Source organism: Vibrio profundi (genome assembly GCF_005281835.1).
GTDB lineage: Bacteria > Pseudomonadota > Gammaproteobacteria > Enterobacterales > Vibrionaceae > Vibrio > Vibrio profundi.
Map to the genome: position 1 here is coordinate 335,963 of NZ_RZIS01000004.1, position 18,530 is coordinate 354,492.

General features: G+C 42.6%; 17 protein-coding genes. 7 read left to right on the forward strand and 10 right to left on the reverse strand.

Annotated features, from left to right (window positions below):
* Positions 1-23 precede the first annotated feature (23 nt).
* Positions 24-2,141 carry a methyl-accepting chemotaxis protein gene (locus ELZ11_RS12855; RefSeq protein ID WP_137357814.1) on the forward strand — a complete coding sequence of 706 codons (2,118 nt, stop codon included), beginning with the start codon at positions 24-26 and terminating at the stop codon, positions 2,139-2,141.
* A gap of 76 nt (positions 2,142-2,217) precedes the next feature.
* Here the strand turns inward: ELZ11_RS12855 and ELZ11_RS12860 are convergent, their stop codons facing one another.
* The 5 genes from ELZ11_RS12860 to dinG form a co-directional block, all read right to left on the reverse strand.
* Complete coding sequence (locus ELZ11_RS12860; RefSeq protein WP_137357815.1) at positions 2,218-3,348, reverse strand: ribosomal protein uL16 3-hydroxylase; 1,131 nt, start codon at positions 3,346-3,348, stop codon at positions 2,218-2,220.
* Between the two features lie 10 nt (positions 3,349-3,358).
* Positions 3,359-3,529: a pleiotropic regulatory protein RsmS gene (rsmS, locus tag ELZ11_RS12865; RefSeq protein ID WP_137357816.1), complete on the reverse strand. Its 171-nt coding sequence runs from the start codon at positions 3,527-3,529 to the stop codon at positions 3,359-3,361.
* Complete coding sequence (locus ELZ11_RS12870) at positions 3,522-4,076, reverse strand: primosomal replication protein (protein WP_137357817.1); 555 nt, start codon at positions 4,074-4,076, stop codon at positions 3,522-3,524. Before ELZ11_RS12870 ends, rsmS begins: the two co-directional genes overlap by 8 nt.
* Entirely contained in the window at positions 4,073-4,852 is a 780-nt protein-coding gene (locus tag ELZ11_RS12875) for a sulfite exporter TauE/SafE family protein (RefSeq protein WP_137357818.1), read from the reverse strand. The genes ELZ11_RS12870 and ELZ11_RS12875 overlap by 4 nt, the downstream gene beginning before the upstream one ends.
* Positions 4,853-4,926: 74 nt before the next feature.
* A complete protein-coding gene (dinG, locus tag ELZ11_RS12880; protein ID WP_137357819.1) occupies positions 4,927-7,002 on the reverse strand; it encodes an ATP-dependent DNA helicase DinG in 2,076 nt (691 codons plus the stop codon).
* Positions 7,003-7,516: 514 nt separating this feature from the next.
* Between dinG and ELZ11_RS12885 the strand changes: the two genes are divergently transcribed.
* Together ELZ11_RS12885 and ELZ11_RS12890 are read left to right on the forward strand one after the other, a co-directional pair.
* Positions 7,517-8,530, forward strand: coding sequence for a porin (locus ELZ11_RS12885; protein ID WP_137357820.1), 1,014 nt, complete (start codon positions 7,517-7,519; stop codon positions 8,528-8,530).
* A gap of 73 nt (positions 8,531-8,603) precedes the next feature.
* The gene (locus ELZ11_RS12890) at positions 8,604-9,248 is read left to right on the forward strand and encodes a DUF2057 family protein (protein WP_137357821.1); all 645 of its coding nucleotides are present in this window, start codon (positions 8,604-8,606) and stop codon (positions 9,246-9,248) included.
* 68 nt (positions 9,249-9,316) lie between these two features.
* Here ELZ11_RS12890 and ELZ11_RS12895 read toward each other — a convergent pair whose 3' ends face one another.
* Positions 9,317-10,012 carry a pseudouridine synthase gene (locus ELZ11_RS12895; protein WP_137357822.1) on the reverse strand — a complete coding sequence of 232 codons (696 nt, stop codon included), beginning with the start codon at positions 10,010-10,012 and terminating at the stop codon, positions 9,317-9,319.
* 313 nt (positions 10,013-10,325) lie between these two features.
* Between ELZ11_RS12895 and ELZ11_RS12900 the strand changes: the two genes are divergently transcribed.
* On the forward strand, positions 10,326-12,551 hold the full coding sequence (locus ELZ11_RS12900) for an NADP-dependent isocitrate dehydrogenase (protein ID WP_137357823.1): 2,226 nt from the start codon (positions 10,326-10,328) through the stop codon (positions 12,549-12,551).
* Between the two features lie 82 nt (positions 12,552-12,633).
* Here ELZ11_RS12900 and cspD read toward each other — a convergent pair whose 3' ends face one another.
* Positions 12,634-12,855 (reverse strand): cold shock domain-containing protein CspD, encoded by a 222-nt coding sequence (gene cspD, locus ELZ11_RS12905; RefSeq protein WP_167494680.1) that lies wholly within the window; start codon positions 12,853-12,855, stop codon positions 12,634-12,636.
* Positions 12,856-13,393: 538 nt separating this feature from the next.
* Between cspD and clpS the strand changes: the two genes are divergently transcribed.
* Together clpS and clpA are read left to right on the forward strand one after the other, a co-directional pair.
* Positions 13,394-13,714, forward strand: coding sequence for an ATP-dependent Clp protease adapter ClpS (gene clpS, locus ELZ11_RS12910; protein ID WP_137357825.1), 321 nt, complete (start codon positions 13,394-13,396; stop codon positions 13,712-13,714).
* A 42-nt stretch (positions 13,715-13,756) separates the two neighbouring features.
* Positions 13,757-16,027: an ATP-dependent Clp protease ATP-binding subunit ClpA gene (clpA, locus tag ELZ11_RS12915; RefSeq protein ID WP_137357826.1), complete on the forward strand. Its 2,271-nt coding sequence runs from the start codon at positions 13,757-13,759 to the stop codon at positions 16,025-16,027.
* A gap of 140 nt (positions 16,028-16,167) precedes the next feature.
* On the opposite strand, the gene infA is transcribed toward clpA, so the two are convergent.
* From infA to aat, 3 genes are all read right to left on the reverse strand, one after another.
* The gene (gene infA / locus ELZ11_RS12920; protein WP_001040192.1) at positions 16,168-16,386 is read right to left on the reverse strand and encodes a translation initiation factor IF-1; all 219 of its coding nucleotides are present in this window, start codon (positions 16,384-16,386) and stop codon (positions 16,168-16,170) included.
* Between the two features lie 81 nt (positions 16,387-16,467).
* Positions 16,468-17,166, reverse strand: a complete 699-nt coding sequence (locus ELZ11_RS12925) for an arginyltransferase (protein ID WP_137357827.1) — start codon at positions 17,164-17,166, stop codon at positions 16,468-16,470.
* Between the two features lie 5 nt (positions 17,167-17,171).
* On the reverse strand, positions 17,172-17,876 hold the full coding sequence (aat, locus tag ELZ11_RS12930; RefSeq protein ID WP_137357828.1) for a leucyl/phenylalanyl-tRNA--protein transferase: 705 nt from the start codon (positions 17,874-17,876) through the stop codon (positions 17,172-17,174).
* Between the two features lie 36 nt (positions 17,877-17,912).
* Between aat and ELZ11_RS12935 the strand changes: the two genes are divergently transcribed.
* Positions 17,913-18,368 carry an outer membrane lipoprotein gene (locus ELZ11_RS12935; RefSeq protein ID WP_137357829.1) on the forward strand — a complete coding sequence of 152 codons (456 nt, stop codon included), beginning with the start codon at positions 17,913-17,915 and terminating at the stop codon, positions 18,366-18,368.
* The last annotated feature ends 162 nt before the right edge of the window (positions 18,369-18,530 follow it).

Consider the following 18,530-nt stretch of genomic DNA (forward strand, 5'->3'; position numbering starts at 1 on the left):
GGCTTATTAAAAGGATTATTATAATGCGTTCTCTTTCTGTTCAGTGGAAAATAACACTGCTTGCCGGTTGTTGCCTGCTTATCACTTCTTTATCTCTTATTGGTTTTTCAATTTACAATGCCACTTCTAACCAGCAAGTGATCAAAACCCAAAGCTCAGAATCGGTTATCGATAAGTCTCAGCAACTACTTACATCAGTTTCTCAACTGAACGCAAAAGAAGTGCAACAGTATGTTGATGAAGCGATTTACCGCGCTGAAATGCTGGCCTCTACGGCATTGTTCTTAAAAACGAACGCAGAAGAAAACTTTACACCGAGCGAAGAGTTACGTACCGCATTGGATGAAATGGTGCGCCGCTCTGTTTTAGAGTTCGATTCTATTCAGGGAGCGTACTTAGTTTTTCGCCCGCATATGCTTGATAGCGAAGATGACAATTATATTGATGCTGATTACGTAGGCTCGAATGAGAAAGGTCGCTTCGCTCCCTATTGGAAAGTATCAGAAAACGGTGAAAGTGTTCTACCTAACGTTATTTCTGAAGAATTTTTAAACGCCAGCGAAAATAGTGAGCGATTCTTTTGCCCGTTATCTAGCGGCGAGACTTGCGTTAGTACTCCAAAGCTTATCGAAAGCGGCCATGGAAAGATCCTGACGACGTCAATCTCGGTACCTATTTTAATTGATGATGTAGCGATCGGCTTTTTAGGAATAGACTTACGTTTGGATGGTTTAGCTTCTATCGTCCAAGCAAGCGATGAAAGCCTATTCAATGGTAGCGGCGCAGTATATGTCGTGAGTCTGGATGGCTCGGTGATTGCTGCCGATAATCCATCAATTGCGGTCGGCAGTGGCTTCGCTAGCGAGCAAGTTTCTGGCGATCAAATGACAGATTTTCTGTTTGGCGAAGAAGCGGTGACCAATTGGAGTCAAGACAACAATTGGCTTCTCTCATTTGCACCTGTCAAAGCAGCAAACCAAAACTGGGGGGTATTGTTTGAAATGCCTCGCTCAAGTGTGATTGCTGATGCGGAAAAACTGGACAGTATGATCAGTGCTAAAGTCGGTGAAGGCATTAAAACCGAGATTCTCGCTGGGGTGATTTTTGTATTGTTAGGCTTGGCGATTATCGCGATTGCATCTCTTTCTATTGTAAAACCTATTCGCGAAGTGGTTTCTCGCCTAAATGACATTGCGTCTGGGGAAGGAGACCTGACTCAACGATTAGAAGTGAAATCTCAGGATGAAATTGGCCAACTAGCGCAAGGTTTCAATCTTTTCTTAGATAAGCTTCAACATACAATTAAACAAGTTGTCATTACCACTGAGAAAGTCGCGAATACAACCGGTAAAGCAAAGGAAACGGCTTCAGAGACTCGTAGTAGTAGTGAGTCTCAATTCAAAGAAGTAGATTTGGTGGCTACCGCTTCAGAAGAAATGACACAAACAGCAGGGTTAGTGGTTCAAAATGCCGAAATAGCGGTTGAAGCAGCAAACCAAGCGAACAGTTCAGCTAAGCAAGGACAGCAGGTGATTGAGCTGTCAGCTGAGGAAATGATCAAGCTGGTCGATAGAATGACAAGTGCTGTGCCTATCGTTGAAGAGCTGGCGAAGAATAATGGTAACATCACAGATATCTTAAGCGTTATTGAAGGTATTTCAGAGCAAACTAACTTACTTGCTCTGAATGCGGCGATTGAAGCGGCGCGTGCTGGTGAGCAAGGCCGAGGCTTTGCGGTAGTAGCGGACGAAGTTCGTAGCCTTGCAAGTAGAACTCAATCTTCGGTGAGTGAGATTCGTGAAGTGATCGGTAAGGTTCATGCAGGTACGCAAGACGTAGTAGAAGCGATTCAAGAAGGTAACATTCTTGCGAATGATACTGCGACACATGTTCAAAATGCTGTGCAAGACTTAAGCGCAATATTTGAATCAATTGCGGCAATCAGCGATATGAATAGCCAGATTGTGAAAGCAGCTGAGGAACAACAATCGGTGTCTGGTGAAGTAAATCAAAGTGTTGCGAATATTCGAGACTTAAGCGCTAAAATTCTAGAACATGCAGGCTCGTCAGAACAAGTAGGTAACGAGATAGACCAACTTTCAAAAGAGCAACAGAGTTTGGTGAATCAGTTTAAAGTCTAACTAAACGCACATTAGAATTGAAAAGGGCACTAATTGTAAAATTAGTGCCCTTTTTTGTTGGAAGTGATTGAGTTTGTTACTCTTCGATGAACCAATAACCTTTGTTCACCAACTCGGTGAGTAGCGCAATAGCAGAAGGCGTATAAGTTTTTGGTTCAACCACATTGCAATCACAAAGTGACTTCAAGAACGTCGAGTCCATATCTGCCACTTTGATCACTTCGCCATTGATATAGGCAACATTGCTATCGGTTTCGTGATAAAGCGCTTTTAGCCCAGAAACTCGATGGATAAAGCCTTCAGAAGCTAAGTGCTGAGACACTTCCTCCGCGGTCCATAATGGTTCAGGTGCGACGATATCAAGTTGATGACGCGACTGGCTAAGTAAACAGCCCATGAAATCGTTCACAGTACTGTTTTCTTCAAAGGCAGACTTAAGCATGCAGGTTAGGCTGGCTAGATCTTTACTGCGGATTTGTCCGTAGTTTTCCTGAGCTTGAAACTCTGGATTGTGTAAGTGTACATCGCCCATGTCATGAGCAAGGACAAAATCCGCAAAGTTACTGATCAGTTCTTGCTCTTTAGGCGAACGGTAACCGATAGAGTAGCTCATAGAAGGTTCTAAAGTTGTGCCTTCGTGCGGGAAGCCTGGCGGAATATATAAAATATCACCGGGTTCAAGTACTTCATCAATAATCGAATCGAAACTTTCAATCTGGCGTAAGGCGGATGCACGGCAAGTTTCTTGGTATTGACCTTCGTCTTTCGCACCCACTCGCCATTGACGTTTGCCGCTACCCTGAATGATGAAAACGTCGTATTGGTCGATATGTGGTCCGACACCACCACCGATGGCTGAGTAGCAAATCATAAGATCGTCAAACAACCAATTCGGTAGGCTAGTAAAAGCTTCAGTCAGCTGGTTACAACCGGAATGCCAATGGTTTGCTGCTTGTACGATAAGCTGCCAATGGGATTCTGGTAGTGAGCCAAATTTATCTTCAGAGAACGGACCATGTTCTGCAGACCATTGGTCGTTCTGGTTAGAAACGAATCGGGAGTCGACTTCTTCTTCCATCGACAAACCAGCAATTTCCTCTGGCGAAATTGGGTCAACAAAGTTCTTGAAACCACCCTTAATGACAGTGGGTTTTTTATGCCAGTAATTAGCAAGGAAGTCAGGCATAGAAAAGCTAAGTTGGTACATAGGTATCCTGTTATTTTGAGCTTGGGGCTAGTTTCGCTTCAAGGTCTTGTTGAACGATTTTTAGTGCTGCCAAAGCCGTGTTTGGGTCGACTTCGTTACTTTCTAATAGATAGATAAGATCGACAGCCAATTTGATCTCATCGGGAGCTGAGTCCAATGGGGATTTGTTTAGATCAGTCATGATTGTGGTTTGGGTTCTCTAAAGTGATTTTTTTATCAATTTTTTCCATAGCGTCAAGGCAGCGAGCCAGCCGTTGTTCCGCGGCATCAAGCGCTTGTTCCGCTTGGTTCTTTAAGCTTGCTGGAGCATGAAGGTAGGCGTCTTTCTTTATCGCGACGAGTTGTTGAAGTCGATGGCTCCAATCTTGGTGCTGCGCAAGATCGTTATACAACTGATTAATAGTTTTATCTGCTGTAGTGTAAATGGGTTTGTCGTCACGCAGGTCTTGAGAAACCAGTTCTCTTTGCAAAGCAGTGATCTGGTTTGTCAAATGTTCGGTAAGGTGTTGAGCCCTCGCCGCACTTAACTGATTACGTGTCTGTTCAGCGACAATAGTATTGTAGGTTTGCATGGCTTCCATCGCGCAAGGTAACAACTTTTTAGCTCGGCACTTAAACAAATTCCGGTCAAACAAAGCTTGATGATATGTACCTCGCATTTGATCCGCATGAGAGCATTGAGTTCTAATGTTCTCTAGTAAGTGCTTGAGTTCAGAGAACTGGCTCATAGATTAACGAACCACGCTTCGTAAGCGAGTTTTAATGCTAAAATGCTAACAACGGTGACGAATACTGGACGAATAAATTTAGCGCCAAAGCGGATTGCAGAGTGTGCACCAACAAATGCACCAGCCATCAAACAAACACCCATAGTTAATCCCAGTACCCAGTCGATGTGACCAAGAATGGCAAAGGTAACCAAAGAGGTGAAATTACTTGTGAAGTTCATTGCTTTCGCTAGCCCTGAAGCTAACAAAATATTTAATCGATAAAGTGCCATTGAGCTGACCGTCCAGAAGGCGCCGGTTCCCGGACCTGCAACACCGTCATAAAAACCTAAAATTAGGCCTTGGCCAATTTGCTTCTTTTTTAGTGTAGGGCAGGGCTTTGGAGACACATTTTGATTCGCATTTGGATTCTTCTGGAAGATCGTATAAATAGCCGCGGCCAAGATTACTAGCGGTAGAAGCTTCTCTAACCACACCGTGCTAATTGCATCAACCACCAATGTGCCGATAGTTGCGCCAATCAAAGTGCAAACGAAAGCGTTACGCCAGCATTCGGGTTTGAATAAGCGTTTACGGTAATAGGTAAATGCAGCTGTGGAAGAAGCAAACGTGGCGGCTAATTTGTTGGTGCCAAGTGCAATATGCGGTGGTAGCCCAATAGACAGCAAAGTAGGGACTGTAAGCATACCTCCACCTCCGGCAACGGCGTCGATGAAGCCGGCAACGAAAGCGACAAGCGCTAATCCGACCAACATGGTTGGTTCAATCATTTCCATAAATGGGTCAATTTCTCTTTATTATATAGTTTCATGCCGATTGGGTTGCCAAGCGATGCAAAATTCAATCGACACTAATATTTAATGGTTCTCTTGAAAGGGGGGAGAGAGTCCAATAATGATTGCCCGTAGCGCTTTGTGACGATGCGCCTATCGAGGATGATGACTTTACCAGAATCTCGTTCTTTACGCAGCAGTCGTCCAACAGATTGGATCAGCTTTTTACTCGCTTCAGGGACGGTAATCTGCATAAATGGATTACCACCTTTTGATTCGATGTATTCTGAATGTGCCCTTTCTACGGGGGAGGTAGGAACGCCAAACGGAATTTTAGTAATGATCAGGTTTTCGAGTAGTTCCCCCGGTAAATCTAGACCTTCAGAAAAGCTTCCTGTTCCAAAAAGAACGCTAGTTTTATTTTGCTCAACAAGCTTTTTATGTTTTTTTAGAATCTCGGTGCGTGAACTATCCCCTTGAACCTGCAACGCCCACCCTTTTTTGATGAAATCAGATGCTAACGCGTCGGACACTTGATTCATTTGCCAGTAAGACGAAAATAAAATTAAGTTCGCTTGTTTGTCTTCAATTAAATCTGGAAGTATTTCTATTAAATGCTCGGTGTATTGAGGCGCTTGCGGTTCATACTTCATAACAGGCACAAGCAATTCCGCCTGATTCTGGTAATCAAATGGTGAAGCAAGGGCCAAAAACTGAACGCCATTGTCTTCTTTTTGGCTGATCCCGGCTTGATGGCAAAAGAAGCTGAATGAATTGAGCGCACGCATAGTGGCAGAAACCAATACCGCTCCAACACATCGACTCCAAATCTGTTGATCCAGTTGCCAACCCACTTCTAGTGGTGAAACGTTAACGATAAAATCACCCTCTCGCTCTTTATTCAGTTCTAACCAGCGAGCGAGTGGGGCGCCTTTATCTCGTTTTGGCTCTGCCATTAGCTTCCAAACTTGCGCTAGGTTTTCTGTTCTCTGAATGTAGAACCCAAGTTCTGCTAGTGCGGGTTCGGCGAGCTTAGACGACAATTCTCCATCTTTAACTCGTTCGGCTATAAGGTCTGCAATTTTGGCCACGGCTTGACTCGCCTTTTGGCTCATCTTTTTCAAATCTTGCGATTCATTTTCTAACCACTGAGGTAGATCGCCATGCTCGAAACGATAAATGCATTCTTCAAATTGATTGGCGTCGAACTGTTTACTGAGTTGATTTAAGGAAGGAATCAACTGCTGTATTGAATCTTGAAGTTCATTTCTAAATCTTCCAACCCGTTTTTCGTCCGCTAACCCGGAAAACTTAGACACTGATTGGTTCAAGCGTTCCAGCCAAAGTGCGGCGCCCTTTAAGCTAGCCGCGGCAGAGGAATGATCTCGCGCGACATGTGGTAAGTGATGAGCTTCATCAAATATGTAAATGCTATTTTCTGGCTCTGGCAAAATTACGCCGCCACCTAAATCTGCATCTGCCATTACTAAACTGTGATTGGCGATGATTACATCGGCCTTATCTAACTCTGAACGAGCTTTTTGAAATGGGCAGTCTCGGTGAACGGGCATGCTGTTATTACAACTATGCTTATCGCTGACGATCATCTGCCAGATGGCATCGTCTATCGGTTTAGGCCACGAGTCTCTGTCACCATCCCACTTACCGTTTGCCAAGCTGGTATACATGGTTTGAAGCTGGTCTATGTCTTTTTTCTTCGGTTTAGATTCAAACATCGCCATTTGCCCGCCATCAGTACCACTTGCCGCAGCAAGCTTTTCGGCGCAGCAATAGCGTTGACGGCCTTTGGCCAAGATAAAAGAAAACTCGCGATCGGTGATCCTTCTATATAGAGGGAGGTCTTTATTGACTAATTGCTCCTGTAGCGCAACCGTTGCGGTAGAAATAACGATTTTACGGTTGTTTAAAACAGCTACAGGAATAGACGCCATAAGATAAGCAAGTGACTTTCCTATTCCAGTTCCCGCCTCCGCCACGATCATGCGGTTAGATTTGTGATATTGGCCACAAAGCGTCTTTGTGATTTCGGCAACGAGGTAATTCTGTGCACGGCGAGGTACAAAGTTTTCCAGTTGGGATTGCAAGTTTTGATAACTAGTGCGAATGGATTTTTGAATTTTAGTGGTGAGCATACTGTGACCTACATAACGGAGAAAGGATAGTAGCACATAACACTGGAGCTTTCCTTTTCTCTGAAATAGCTAGCTTTTAAAACAAAAACAGATCTTGTTCACAAAAAAAAACTGAACCATCAGGAACTTAACTATTTTTTTTAGAGTGAAATATATATCGCTTGTTATTCGTCTGTATCTTGGTGTTTTATGCTATTTGTTTGTGTTGTCATTGTGTATGTCAGGTTAAAGTTCTGAATATTTTTATTTTGATTCAATTAGGTTCTATTGTTTTTTTGGCGAGATATTAGCCGTAATTCGATGTAACGAAATGCAAGTTGTTGTTTTTTAAGGTTTTATAACTTTTTACTCATGTGTTTTATGTTATTTGACACGCAGAATAATCTTTTGCAATCTAGACCTCGAAATTTAGTGGCGGTGACCAATCAACAAAGAGTGATGGTTTCAGTCATACAAAATATAAAAGGGAACCGGGCAAGGATCTCCCATTCTTAGAAAAGGCAGTGGATTAATTATGAAAAAGTCTCTATTAGCTCTAGCTATCGCAGCAACAGCAGCAACTTCAGTTCAAGCAGCAGAAATTTACTCAAAAGACGACACTAAAGTGTCTCTTAAAGGTGAAGTTGATATTTACCTAACAACTTCAGAGAAGGATAAGCTTGCAGGTGGCGTTGATAAGAAAGAAGCTGACGTATCTACTTGGGCTAAAATCCAACTAGATGCAGAGCAGAAAATTAACGAAAGTGTAACTGCGTTTGCATCTTTCGAAATTGAATCTGACGGCAGCGCTGCTAAGTTTGATGACGTACTAGTAGGTTTCAAAACTGAAACTTGGGGTATGGCTTTCGGTGAAACTGGTGATTTAGCTGAGTCTATGGACGCAATCCAGAAAGACGACATCACTAACGAAGGTAACTACATGGGTTCTACTGGTGGACACCACAAAGAATCTTCAGGTAACGGTGTTGTATTCAAAGGTAAATTCGTAGAAAACCTAACAATCGTTGCTGATGTAAACACTGACGAAACTGAAAACGTAGACAACACTTACGGTATTTCTGCTGATTACTCATTCGGTGCAGTTTCAGTTGGTGCCTCTTACGTTACTGGCGATGCAGCTGAGAATGTAGATCACAGCGTAGCAGGTGTTTCTGTTTCTGCTGAGTTTGGTGCTCTTTACCTAGCAGCTACTTACGCTCAGTTTGAAGGTAACCAAGGCTACGGCTACTGGGAACTAACTGGTGCTAACTGGGGTAACGGTAACACTATGGGTGTTGCAGCTGCTTACCAACTTGAAGAAGTGCGTCTGTACACTACTTACTCTGTAGCAACTACTGATGAGCTTACTGTTGGTACTACTACAACATCTGTTTCTGACCAAGATTCAACTAACTTAGTCGTTGGCGCTGATTATGCATTCCGCGACAACATCTTGTTCTTCGCTGAATACCAAACTGCTGACTACGAAAACGGCACTACTACTCTAGATGCTGATGGCATCACAGCTGGTGTTTACTACACTTTCTAATTCATAGTTTAATATGATATACAAAGGCCAGCATTTAGCTGGCCTTTTTACTTTTAATAATAAGGAAATGTACATGAACAAGTGGTATATGAGTTTAGTTTTTCTTTTTGCTACACCGCAGGTGCTTGGCAGTATTGAGCTAGCAAAGGGGATTACGTTAAGTACTCTCAATGGAGAGCCTATAGATAAGGTCGAAGATGCCGCTTTAGTGGTTGGTCAGAACCAGCTCGTTTTGGATTTTACTGGTTATCTAAGTGATAGTGGCAAGCGAGAGTTTATAAGCACCCCTCCTTATGTATTGGTTGTTGATGTACCTAGTGATAGTGAAGTAGAGATTGACCTCGAGAGTAGAAAGTTTGGCAAGATTGAGAGTAAGTCGGATCGAGAGCAACCTATTTTCGAAGTGTCGATAAATGATAAAATTATTGAAACGCAACAAGAGATTCTTCCCGCTAGTGAAGGTGCATTACCTTATGGAGATATCCCCCTGCTAGTTAAACAATATAATCAAGAGCGTGGTTTGGTATTTGATTCAGGTAAGATCCGCTCATTGAAGAAAGAGCTAGCTGATCTTCAAGTCTCCAGCGAGCAGGGTGCTGTGGCATCTAAAGCTGATTTTTCAGAAACAGAGAACTCACTTCAGCTCAAATTATGGTATTCAAGAGCGACGAAGGAAGAGCGCGTTGAGTTCCGTAAGTGGATGATCGAACAAGAATAATATTCTAAGATTTCATTAAAAAAGCGAGGTTTCTTAAACCTCGCTTTTTTACGTTTGGTGGCCATGTATTAGATTTCTTTCCACTCACCGGGCTGAAGGTTTCCTAAATTCATATTTCCCATAGCAAACCGAATGAGCCTGAGAGTAGGGTAGCCTATGTTGGCTGTCATCCTGCGTACTTGGCGGTTACGGCCTTCAATTATGGTGATTGATAGCCAAGTTGTAGGAATCGCTGCTCTAAACCGAACGGGAGGCGTTCTTTCCCATACGTGAGGGGCTTCCATTATTTCCACTTTAGCGGGCAAAGTCATTCCGTCTTTTAGCTTCACACCTTCTCTCAATTTATCTAAATCTTCCTCAGATGGTGCTCCATCTACTTGAACCCAATAGGTTTTAGGGGATTTAGATTTTGGTTGAGTTAACTTGGCTTGAAATATCCCATCATTCGTTAACACCATCAACCCTTCGCTGTCTCGATCAAGCCTGCCGGCTGCATACACGTCTTTTACTGGAATATAGTCAGCTAGCGTTTTGCGCCCCTCTCCATCGGTAAATTGGCTTAAAGTGTCGTAAGGTTTATTAAAAAGAATAACCTTTCGGTCCCCCGGTGAGACTTTAGGTTTAGTGGCTTTGTTTGTTTTGTTGGAGTAATGCTTTTTTGCTGTTGAGGTATTACCGCGTCGCTTTGGTGCAGCTTGTTTAAATGAACCTTTTGAACGAGGTTTTGAATCGGGTTGATTTGCGCCGCGTGAGCGAGTGGACATGTTAACTACCTTGCAAAAATGTAAATGAAGTGTGCTGAAAAGTTTTACCAAGAACGGAATTGAGCTATCATTTGCGCGCCTAAATGACACAAAAGATTACAACTAGATGGACTCTTGCTCCGAATTTGTTTAATTATAACGTGTTTTATTATAACAGTGACTCACGGATTTCGTTCATGGTTTCATCTTAGAACCATGAAAAATAAGATAGAGTACGATTATCGACTGAGCCGAGATTTGGATTTTCGAGCTTATCGGTCAATTTATTCAGCCTCACTTTTAAGTGAGCTTGTCAGAACTATAGGGAAATTTCATGCCTACTGAAAAACCAACAATCATCTATACCATTACAGACGAAGCTCCAGCGCTTGCAACCTACTCATTGCTGCCAATCATTCAATCTTTTACCGCTTCGTCAGGTATTAACGTTGAAACTCGTGATATTTCATTAGCAGGGCGTATTATCTCTAGCTTCCCTGAACATTTGAAAGAAGAACAACGTATCGGTGATGCACTGGCCGAGCTAGGTGAACTAGCGAAAACTCCAGAAGCTAACATCATCAAATTACCAAACATTTCTGCTTCTGTACCTCAGTTGAATGCAGCAATCAAAGAACTTCAAGCGAAAGGCTACGACCTACCTAACTACCCTGAAGAAGCAAATACGTACGAAGAAAAAGCGATCAAAGCGACTTACGACAAAATTAAAGGTAGTGCGGTAAACCCAGTATTACGTGAAGGTAACTCAGACCGTCGTGCGCCACTGTCTGTTAAGAACTACGCGAAGAAAAATCCACATTCAATGGGTGCTTGGGCTGCAGACTCTAAGTCTCACGTCTCTAGCATGGAAGACAAAGACTTTTTTGGTAGCGAGAAGTCTCTAACTATTGAAGGCGCAACAGAAGTTAGTATCGAGTTTACTGCTGCCAATGGTAACACTAAAACATTGAAGTCAGCATTCCCACTACTAGACAAAGAAATTGTTGATACTTCAGTAATGAACAAGGCTGCGTTAGTTGCTTTCTTCGAGAAAGAAATCGCGTCAGCTAAAGAGCAAGATGTTCTGCTTTCTCTACATATGAAAGCAACAATGATGAAAGTATCTGATCCGGTAATATTTGGTCATGCTGTTAAGGTTTACTACAAAGACGTGTTCGCTAAGTACGGAGAGCTTTTCGAAAAGCTTGGCGTTGATGTGAATAACGGTATCGGTGATGTTTACGCGAAGATCGCTTCTTTACCTCAAGCTCAGAAAGAAGAAATCGAAGCTGCACTTCAAGCTGTGTACGAGACTCAACCAGCACTTGCGATGGTAGATTCAGACCGAGGTATTACTAACCTGCACGTACCAAGTGATATCATTGTAGATGCGTCTATGCCTGCAATGTTACGCTCTTCTGGCCAAATGTGGGGCCCAGATGGTAAGCAAAAAGATACTAAAGCGATGATTCCTGACCGCAGCTATGCAAGCATTTACCAAGCTGTGATTGATTTCTGTAAAGAGAATGGCGCATTTGATCCAACTACAATGGGCAGTGTTCCAAACGTTGGTTTGATGGCTCAAAAAGCTGAAGAATACGGTTCACACGATAAAACTTTCATTCTAGATTCTGCAGGTAAAGTGCAAGTCGTTGACGCTTCTGGTGCAGTGTTACTAGAACAAGAAGTCGGCGAAGGCGATATCTTCCGTATGTGTCAGGTGAAGGACGCGCCAATCCAAGATTGGGTTAAATTAGCGGTAACTCGCGCACGCGCTTCTAATACACCTGCTGTGTTCTGGCTAGATAGCTCACGTGCACACGATGCCGAGCTGATTAAGAAAGTAGAAGCTTACCTTCCTGAGCACAATACAGACGGCCTAGAGCTTAAAATTCTTGCACCGTTAGAAGCAACTAAGTTCTCGCTTGCGCGAATCAAAGAAGGTAAAGATACTATCTCAGTAACCGGTAACGTATTGCGTGATTACCTAACTGACTTATTCCCAATTCTAGAGCTTGGTACTTCAGCGAAAATGCTTTCAATCGTACCTCTTATGAACGGTGGCGGTTTATTTGAAACTGGCGCTGGCGGTTCAGCTCCTAAACATGTTCAGCAAGTTGAAAAAGAAAACCACTTACGTTGGGATTCTTTAGGTGAGTTTTTGGCATTAGCAGCATCTCTAGAGCATCTAAGTGTTGTATCTGGTAATGCGAAGGCTAAAGTACTTGCGGATGCGCTAGATAAAGCAACGGGCGAATTCCTAGACAACAACAAGTCGCCATCACGTAAAGTCGGTGAGCTTGATAACCGTGGCAGCCACTTCTACCTAGCTGCCTACTGGGCAAAAGCACTTGCCGAGCAATCAGTTGACGCTGAATTAGCTGGTGAGTTTGCAGATATTGCTGCGAAACTGGCTGAAAATGAAGAAGCGATTGTTTCTGAATTGAATAATGCTCAAGGTGTAGCAGGTGAATTGGGTGGTTACTACGCTCCAGTAGATTCGTTAGCATCTGCACTGATGCGCCCTAGTGCGACACTTAACGCATTCATTGATGCGTAAGTAAACAAACGATAATAAAAAACCCGCCATCTGGCGGGTTTTTTTGTGTTCTTACTGAAACAAAATCAATTAACTTCGTTTCTTATTTAGCTGCAACGGCTTCTATGGGTACAACTGAGCTTGCATGAGAGCCTTTCGGGCCTTTTTCTACTTCATAGTCGACTTGCTGCCCGGCTTTTAAAGTTCGGTATCCATCCATTTGAATCGTTGAATAGTGCGCAAAGATGTCGCCGTCTTCCCCTTCTGGACAAATAAAGCCGAACCCTTTAGCGTTGTTAAACCATTTTACTGTACCTGTAGCCATGCTATACATCCCTCATGCATTTGTTTACTGATGTTGTGTTATTACGTGTTTAGTCGGTATTCAATGACCTACTTAAACTTCCTACCAATTGTGCGAATCTGCGAGATATTGCATAAATATCCACTAAGGAATCCCATACGTATTACTCATCCGTAAGTACGTAAAAATTGGCGAATAAAAAACCACTAAGCTCCAATGTAGCTAATGATTCAGTACAGTCAATAGGAAATAGGTATAAATTCCTACAAATTTGATAACAAATCACCTTTGAGAATGATAACTTCTGATTAACCTAATGATAACTTCGGCATTGTTTCATTATTCGAGCTAATAGTAATGCTGTCTTTTTAATCAAACACATATGTTAATCTTGTTAATAGAGATCTTTTATTTGCAGCTAGTCAAATGGTGCATTAGGCTCAATGTATAGGAATGTTTTTTAGTGTGTGTTTCGTAGTACACCATGTCGCTGCGATGTGATAGATTTAAGTGATAGAAACTCGATATTTTCCTTGAAAGCAACCTTAGCAAACTCACAATGAGCAATAATTTTGAATGGGCAGCTCCAGGCTCAGATTTACTGGAGAAAGAGAAGACGAAAGTCAAACCGCCGGCCATGTATAACGTCGTACTTAATAATGATGACTACACACCGATGGACTTTGTTATTGAAATCCTTGAGCGTTTTTTCTCTCTTGATATTGATAAGGCAACCCAAGTTATGCTCAAGGTGCATTATGAAGGAAAGGCAATTTGTGGCACATATAGTGCAGAGATTGCGGAAACAAAAGTAGCGCAGGTGACGATGTACTCAAAAGAAAACGAGCATCCGCTACTATGTACAATGGAGCAAGCTTAACGATTTGCTCGAACAACCATGTTGTTCCCTTAGGAGGTACTTATGCTAAATAAAGAATTAGAGTCGAGTTTAAATGGCGCATTTGCTCGTGCGAGAGATAAGCGACATGAGTTTATGACTGTCGAACACCTCCTACTCGCATTATTAGAAAATGATGCCGCGAAGGAAACCCTTCAAGCCTGTCAGGCCGATCTAGAAGCTCTGCGCCATGAGTTAGATATTTTTATCGACCAAACGACTCCTCTTATCCCAGAAAACGATGACACTCGTGAAACTCAGCCAACGCTAAGCTTCCAACGTGTTTTACAGCGTGCAGTGTTTCATGTGCAATCTTCCGGTCGCAGCGAAGTAACTGGTGCTAACGTTCTGGTCGCTATCTTTAGTGAGCAAGAATCACATGCTGCTTATCTTCTGAAAAAGAATGATATTAGCCGTTTAGACATTGTTAACTTTATTTCCCACGGAATTACGAAAGCGAGTAGCGATAGTGACGATTCGTCTTCTTCGGACTCGTTTGGTACTGAAAGTTCGGAAGAAATCAATTCAGAAGAACGTCTAGAGAGTTTTGCAACCAACCTTAATGATGTAGCGAAACAAGGTAATATTGACCCTCTAATCGGCCGTGATAAAGAACTTGAGCGCACTATTCAAGTGCTATGTCGCCGCCGTAAAAATAACCCATTATTAGTGGGTGAAGCTGGGGTTGGTAAAACCGCTATCGCGGAAGGTTTAGCTTGGAGAATTGTTGAGGGTCAAGTACCTGATGTAATTCAAGATAGCGTAATTTATTCGCTTGATATTGGTTCGCTGCTCGCGGGCACTAAGTACCGAGGCGATTTTGAAAAACGCTTCAAAGCGATCTTAAAGCAGCTTGAAAAAGAAGACGATGCAATTCTATTTATCGATGAGATTCATACCATCATCGGTGCGGGTGCAGCGTCCGGTGGTCAAGTGGATGCTGCTAATTTAATCAAGCCGCTATTGAGCAGTGGTAAACTACGTTGTATCGGTTCTACAACTTACCAAGAGTACAGCAGCATTTTTGAAAAAGAACGTGCGCTGTCTCGTCGTTTCCAAAAGATTGATATCGTAGAACCTTCATTAGATGACACGACCAAAATTCTTATTGGTTTGAAGCCAAAATATGAAGCGCACCATGAAGTTCGTTACACCAATAAAGCACTTCGTGCCGCAGTTGAGCTTTCTGCTAAGTACATCAATGAACGTCACTTACCAGACAAAGCTATTGATGTTATCGACGAGGCGGGGGCACGTAGCCGTTTAGCTCCTGCAAGTCGCCGTAAGAAAACTGTAGGTGTCGCTGATATTGAATCTATGGTTGCCAAAATGGCTCGTATTCCAGAGAAATCTGTATCTTCGTCTGATAAAGACATTCTTCAGAATCTTGACGATAAGATGAAGATGCTTGTATTTGGACAAGATCCTGCCATTGATGTATTAAGCGAAGCGATTAAGTTAACTCGTGCGGGGTTGGGTGCGGATAACAAGCCAGTAGGTTCGTTCTTATTTGCTGGCCCAACTGGGGTTGGTAAAACAGAAGTGACGGTTCAACTTTCTAAGTTACTTGGCATTGAACTGTTAAGGTTTGATATGTCTGAGTATGGTGAGAGACACTCAGTTAGCCGCCTAATCGGGGCACCTCCTGGTTACGTTGGATACGATCAAGGTGGTCTTCTAACCGATGCGGTGATTAAACACCCACATTCTGTTGTTCTCCTCGATGAGATTGAAAAAGCGCACCCAGATATCTTCAATCTGCTTCTACAAGTTATGGATAATGGTACGCTAACTGATAATAACGGTCGTAAAGCTGACTTCCGTAATGTGATTTTGGTAATGACTACCAACGCTGGTGTCGCGGAAACAGAGAAGAAATCGATCGGCCTGATCCAGCAAGATCATGCTCCAGATGCAATGGCTGAAATTAAGAAAGTATTCACGCCTGAATTTAGAAACCGCTTGGATAATATTATTTGGTTCAACAGCCTAGACCAAACAGTGATCCATCAAGTGGTTGATAAATTCATTGTCGAGTTGCAAGTACAGCTGGATGCTCGCGGTGTCTCCTTAGAAGTCTCAGAGGACGCTCGTCATTGGTTAGCAGACAAAGGTTACGATAAAGCGATGGGAGCTCGTCCAATGGGGCGTGTTATCCAAGACCAGCTTAAGAAACCTCTGGCTAATGAGCTGCTGTTTGGTAGCTTAGTTGATGGCGGTACGGTGAAAGTGACGTTGAAAAAAGAACAGCTTCAATTTGAGTACTTAGGCGCCAAAGAAGAAGTACTACATTAATTCAGTAAGTATGAATTAGACAAAAGCGAGCATCTCTGTGCTCGCTTTTTTGTATATAGAGTTTGGTCGTAATGAGATATTGAAGACAATAAAAAACGGAGCCATAAGCTCCGTTTTTTATTGCAATCGATAATTAGAAATTAACGAGCGCGGAAGACGATGCGACCTTTAGAAAGATCGTACGGTGTCATCTCAACAGTTACTTTGTCACCAGTAAGAATACGGATGTAGTTCTTACGCATTTTACCAGAGATGTGAGCTGTCACAACGTGACCATTTTCAAGCTCAACACGGAACATTGTGTTTGGTAGAGTATCAAGGACAGTGCCTTGCATCTCAATTACGTCTTCTTTAGCCATTTAATCCTCTTTCGAAACTTGGCGGTTTTTAACGGGCTGATTGTGCCGTTAAAAGCTAAATATGTAAAGTTGTCGCGTATTCTACCCTTGCCACCGCTGATTTACTAGCCTTTGATGACGTTGAAATCGCACTTTATAGTTCATAGCTGGGCATTCATCGATCTGATAGCCCAAATATAGCCAGTGTTTGTTGGTATTTTGGCTATATTGGATCTGAAGGAGCACAGCGAGTGTACCTAGTGATAAATCAATGTCTGGGGCAAAGAAGGTATAGAATGCGCTAGTACTGTGTTCCATAATATCTGTGACGGCGATAGCTATCAGCCTAGTATCTTCATATATATGTAGAAATTGAGTCGACAACCAATCGTTTGTTGAGAACTGTTCAAATTCTTTTTTCTTTGGCGGGTACATAGTCCCGTTACGATGGCGTTCTGAAATATACTCGCTATATAAATCGAACCAATTAGAGTCCATCTCACTTTTCATTTCCCACCGGAACGATTTCGCTTTGTTTAAGACTCGTTTCTGGCTTTTTGAGAGTTTAAAGTCAGCTATTGATACTCTAATAGCATGGCAGGCTCGGCATTGGTCACAGTGAGGTTTGTAAATTGTTTCACCACTTCGACGAAATCCATTAGCAAGAAGTACTTCGTAGTTATCTGGTGTGTGCATACTTGTATCCAAAGCAACAGCAACACGCTCCTGACGTTCAGGCAAATAGCTACATGAGTGGTTATCAGTTAGTCCGATTTTGATTTGGTGTAAATCTTGATTCATTTAGATCAAACCTTTAGCCATTGTGGTTCAAAACAACCTTCAGTGAGTGCTTTTTCTTTAAAGGATAGCAACGAATCGAAAAACTCTTCGCGTTCAAGCTCATGAGCACCCAAAGATTCAAGGTGTGGGTTCATTACCTGACAGTCGATGAGTTGACCTTGGTGGGAAGTGAAGTGCTCGCAAAAGTACCACAGAGCGATTTTAGAAGCGTTTGTCTGTAAGCTAAACATCGACTCACCACAAAAAATTTGCCCGCGTTTTATGCCATAGAGTCCGCCAACAAGCTCTTGATTTTGCCAAACTTCTACAGAGTGGCAATGGCCTTGTCCCGCTAATTCAATATAGGCTTGCTGCATTTCATCATTAAGCCACGTTTCTTCTGCTGGTCGTAGTGAAGAGCATAATTGGATAACCTTGGATGTAGCTTTATTGATACTAACTGAATAACCTGTCTTTCTTTGAAACTTTTTGAGACTTTTTGATGGTTTAAAGGTCTTAGGATCAAAGACAGCCCTTGGTGATGGACTCCACCAAAGGATAGGCTCGCCTGGGCCATACCAAGGGAAAATACCATGACTGTATGCGTTGAGTATTCGCTCTGAAGACAAATCCCCACCAAATGCGAGTAAACCATTAGGGTCGTCTAATGCGTCGAAAGGGGAGGGGAATTCGATACTGTTAGCGTCTAGCTCTGTAAGGTATATAGTCATAGTAAACCAGCCTAAAAAGGCATTTGGAGAATCATTATGAAGAAATTGTTGTGGATTTTACTTGTTTTGCCTTTGTTCGCAAATGCAGCTTACAACAGAAACCAAGCAAGGCAAGTGAATGAAGTCGTCTACGGGAAAGTGGACTCTGTCAGATACATTACTCAGCAAGAAATCGTTCAATCTCAGGCAAGTGGCTGGGAAACATTACTTGGCGCAGCGGTTGGTGGCTTAATTGGCAATCAATTCGGTGGCGGTACAGGTAAAGAAGTCGCGACCGCTGTTGGTGCGGTTGCTGGCGCAGGTGTTGCGAGGAACAGAGCCAATACCCAATATAAAGTTGAGTATAAACTGGTAGAAATTCTCATCGCGACCGATAACGGTAAGCTTATCGATGTTATTCAGGACGCCGATAAACACATGCTTTTTAATCGTGGGGATGAAGTAAGAATCCTATATTTTAATGATGGCGTACGCGTTGATTTGGCTTATTAGAATAATCGCCAGTTTAGTTGCTTAAATATTCACCTTTTATCGTCGTATTAGCTCTGGAGTTCGAGTTTGATTTTAGATAGTCTGCTAGTACGAAGAATTATTCATCGCTTTATCACTTAGTCTAAATAAACAGTAAAACTGAGCTAGCGATGCAAGGACTAT

Bases quoted from the DNA above. Each gene is read 5' to 3' on its own strand.
- clpA (WP_137357826.1), top strand. From the start codon at position 13,757: ATGCTAAATAAAGAATTAGAGTCGAGTTTAAATGGCGCATTTGCTCGT.
- dinG (WP_137357819.1), bottom strand. From the start codon at position 7,002: ATGCTCACCACTAAAATTCAAAAATCCATTCGCACTAGTTATCAAAAC.
- clpS (WP_137357825.1), top strand. From the start codon at position 13,394: ATGAGCAATAATTTTGAATGGGCAGCTCCAGGCTCAGATTTACTGGAG.
- ELZ11_RS12875 (WP_137357818.1), bottom strand. From the start codon at position 4,852: ATGGAAATGATTGAACCAACCATGTTGGTCGGATTAGCGCTTGTCGCT.
- aat (WP_137357828.1), bottom strand. From the start codon at position 17,876: ATGACTATATACCTTACAGAGCTAGACGCTAACAGTATCGAATTCCCC.
- ELZ11_RS12860 (WP_137357815.1), bottom strand. From the start codon at position 3,348: ATGTACCAACTTAGCTTTTCTATGCCTGACTTCCTTGCTAATTACTGG.
- ELZ11_RS12855 (WP_137357814.1), top strand. From the start codon at position 24: ATGCGTTCTCTTTCTGTTCAGTGGAAAATAACACTGCTTGCCGGTTGT.
- rsmS (WP_137357816.1), bottom strand. From the start codon at position 3,529: ATGACTGATCTAAACAAATCCCCATTGGACTCAGCTCCCGATGAGATC.
- ELZ11_RS12900 (WP_137357823.1), top strand. From the start codon at position 10,326: ATGCCTACTGAAAAACCAACAATCATCTATACCATTACAGACGAAGCT.
- ELZ11_RS12895 (WP_137357822.1), bottom strand. From the start codon at position 10,012: ATGTCCACTCGCTCACGCGGCGCAAATCAACCCGATTCAAAACCTCGT.
- ELZ11_RS12925 (WP_137357827.1), bottom strand. From the start codon at position 17,166: ATGAATCAAGATTTACACCAAATCAAAATCGGACTAACTGATAACCAC.
- ELZ11_RS12885 (WP_137357820.1), top strand. From the start codon at position 7,517: ATGAAAAAGTCTCTATTAGCTCTAGCTATCGCAGCAACAGCAGCAACT.
- ELZ11_RS12890 (WP_137357821.1), top strand. From the start codon at position 8,604: ATGAACAAGTGGTATATGAGTTTAGTTTTTCTTTTTGCTACACCGCAG.
- cspD (WP_167494680.1), bottom strand. From the start codon at position 12,855: ATGGCTACAGGTACAGTAAAATGGTTTAACAACGCTAAAGGGTTCGGC.
- infA (WP_001040192.1), bottom strand. From the start codon at position 16,386: ATGGCTAAAGAAGACGTAATTGAGATGCAAGGCACTGTCCTTGATACT.
- ELZ11_RS12870 (WP_137357817.1), bottom strand. From the start codon at position 4,076: ATGAGCCAGTTCTCTGAACTCAAGCACTTACTAGAGAACATTAGAACT.
- ELZ11_RS12935 (WP_137357829.1), top strand. From the start codon at position 17,913: ATGAAGAAATTGTTGTGGATTTTACTTGTTTTGCCTTTGTTCGCAAAT.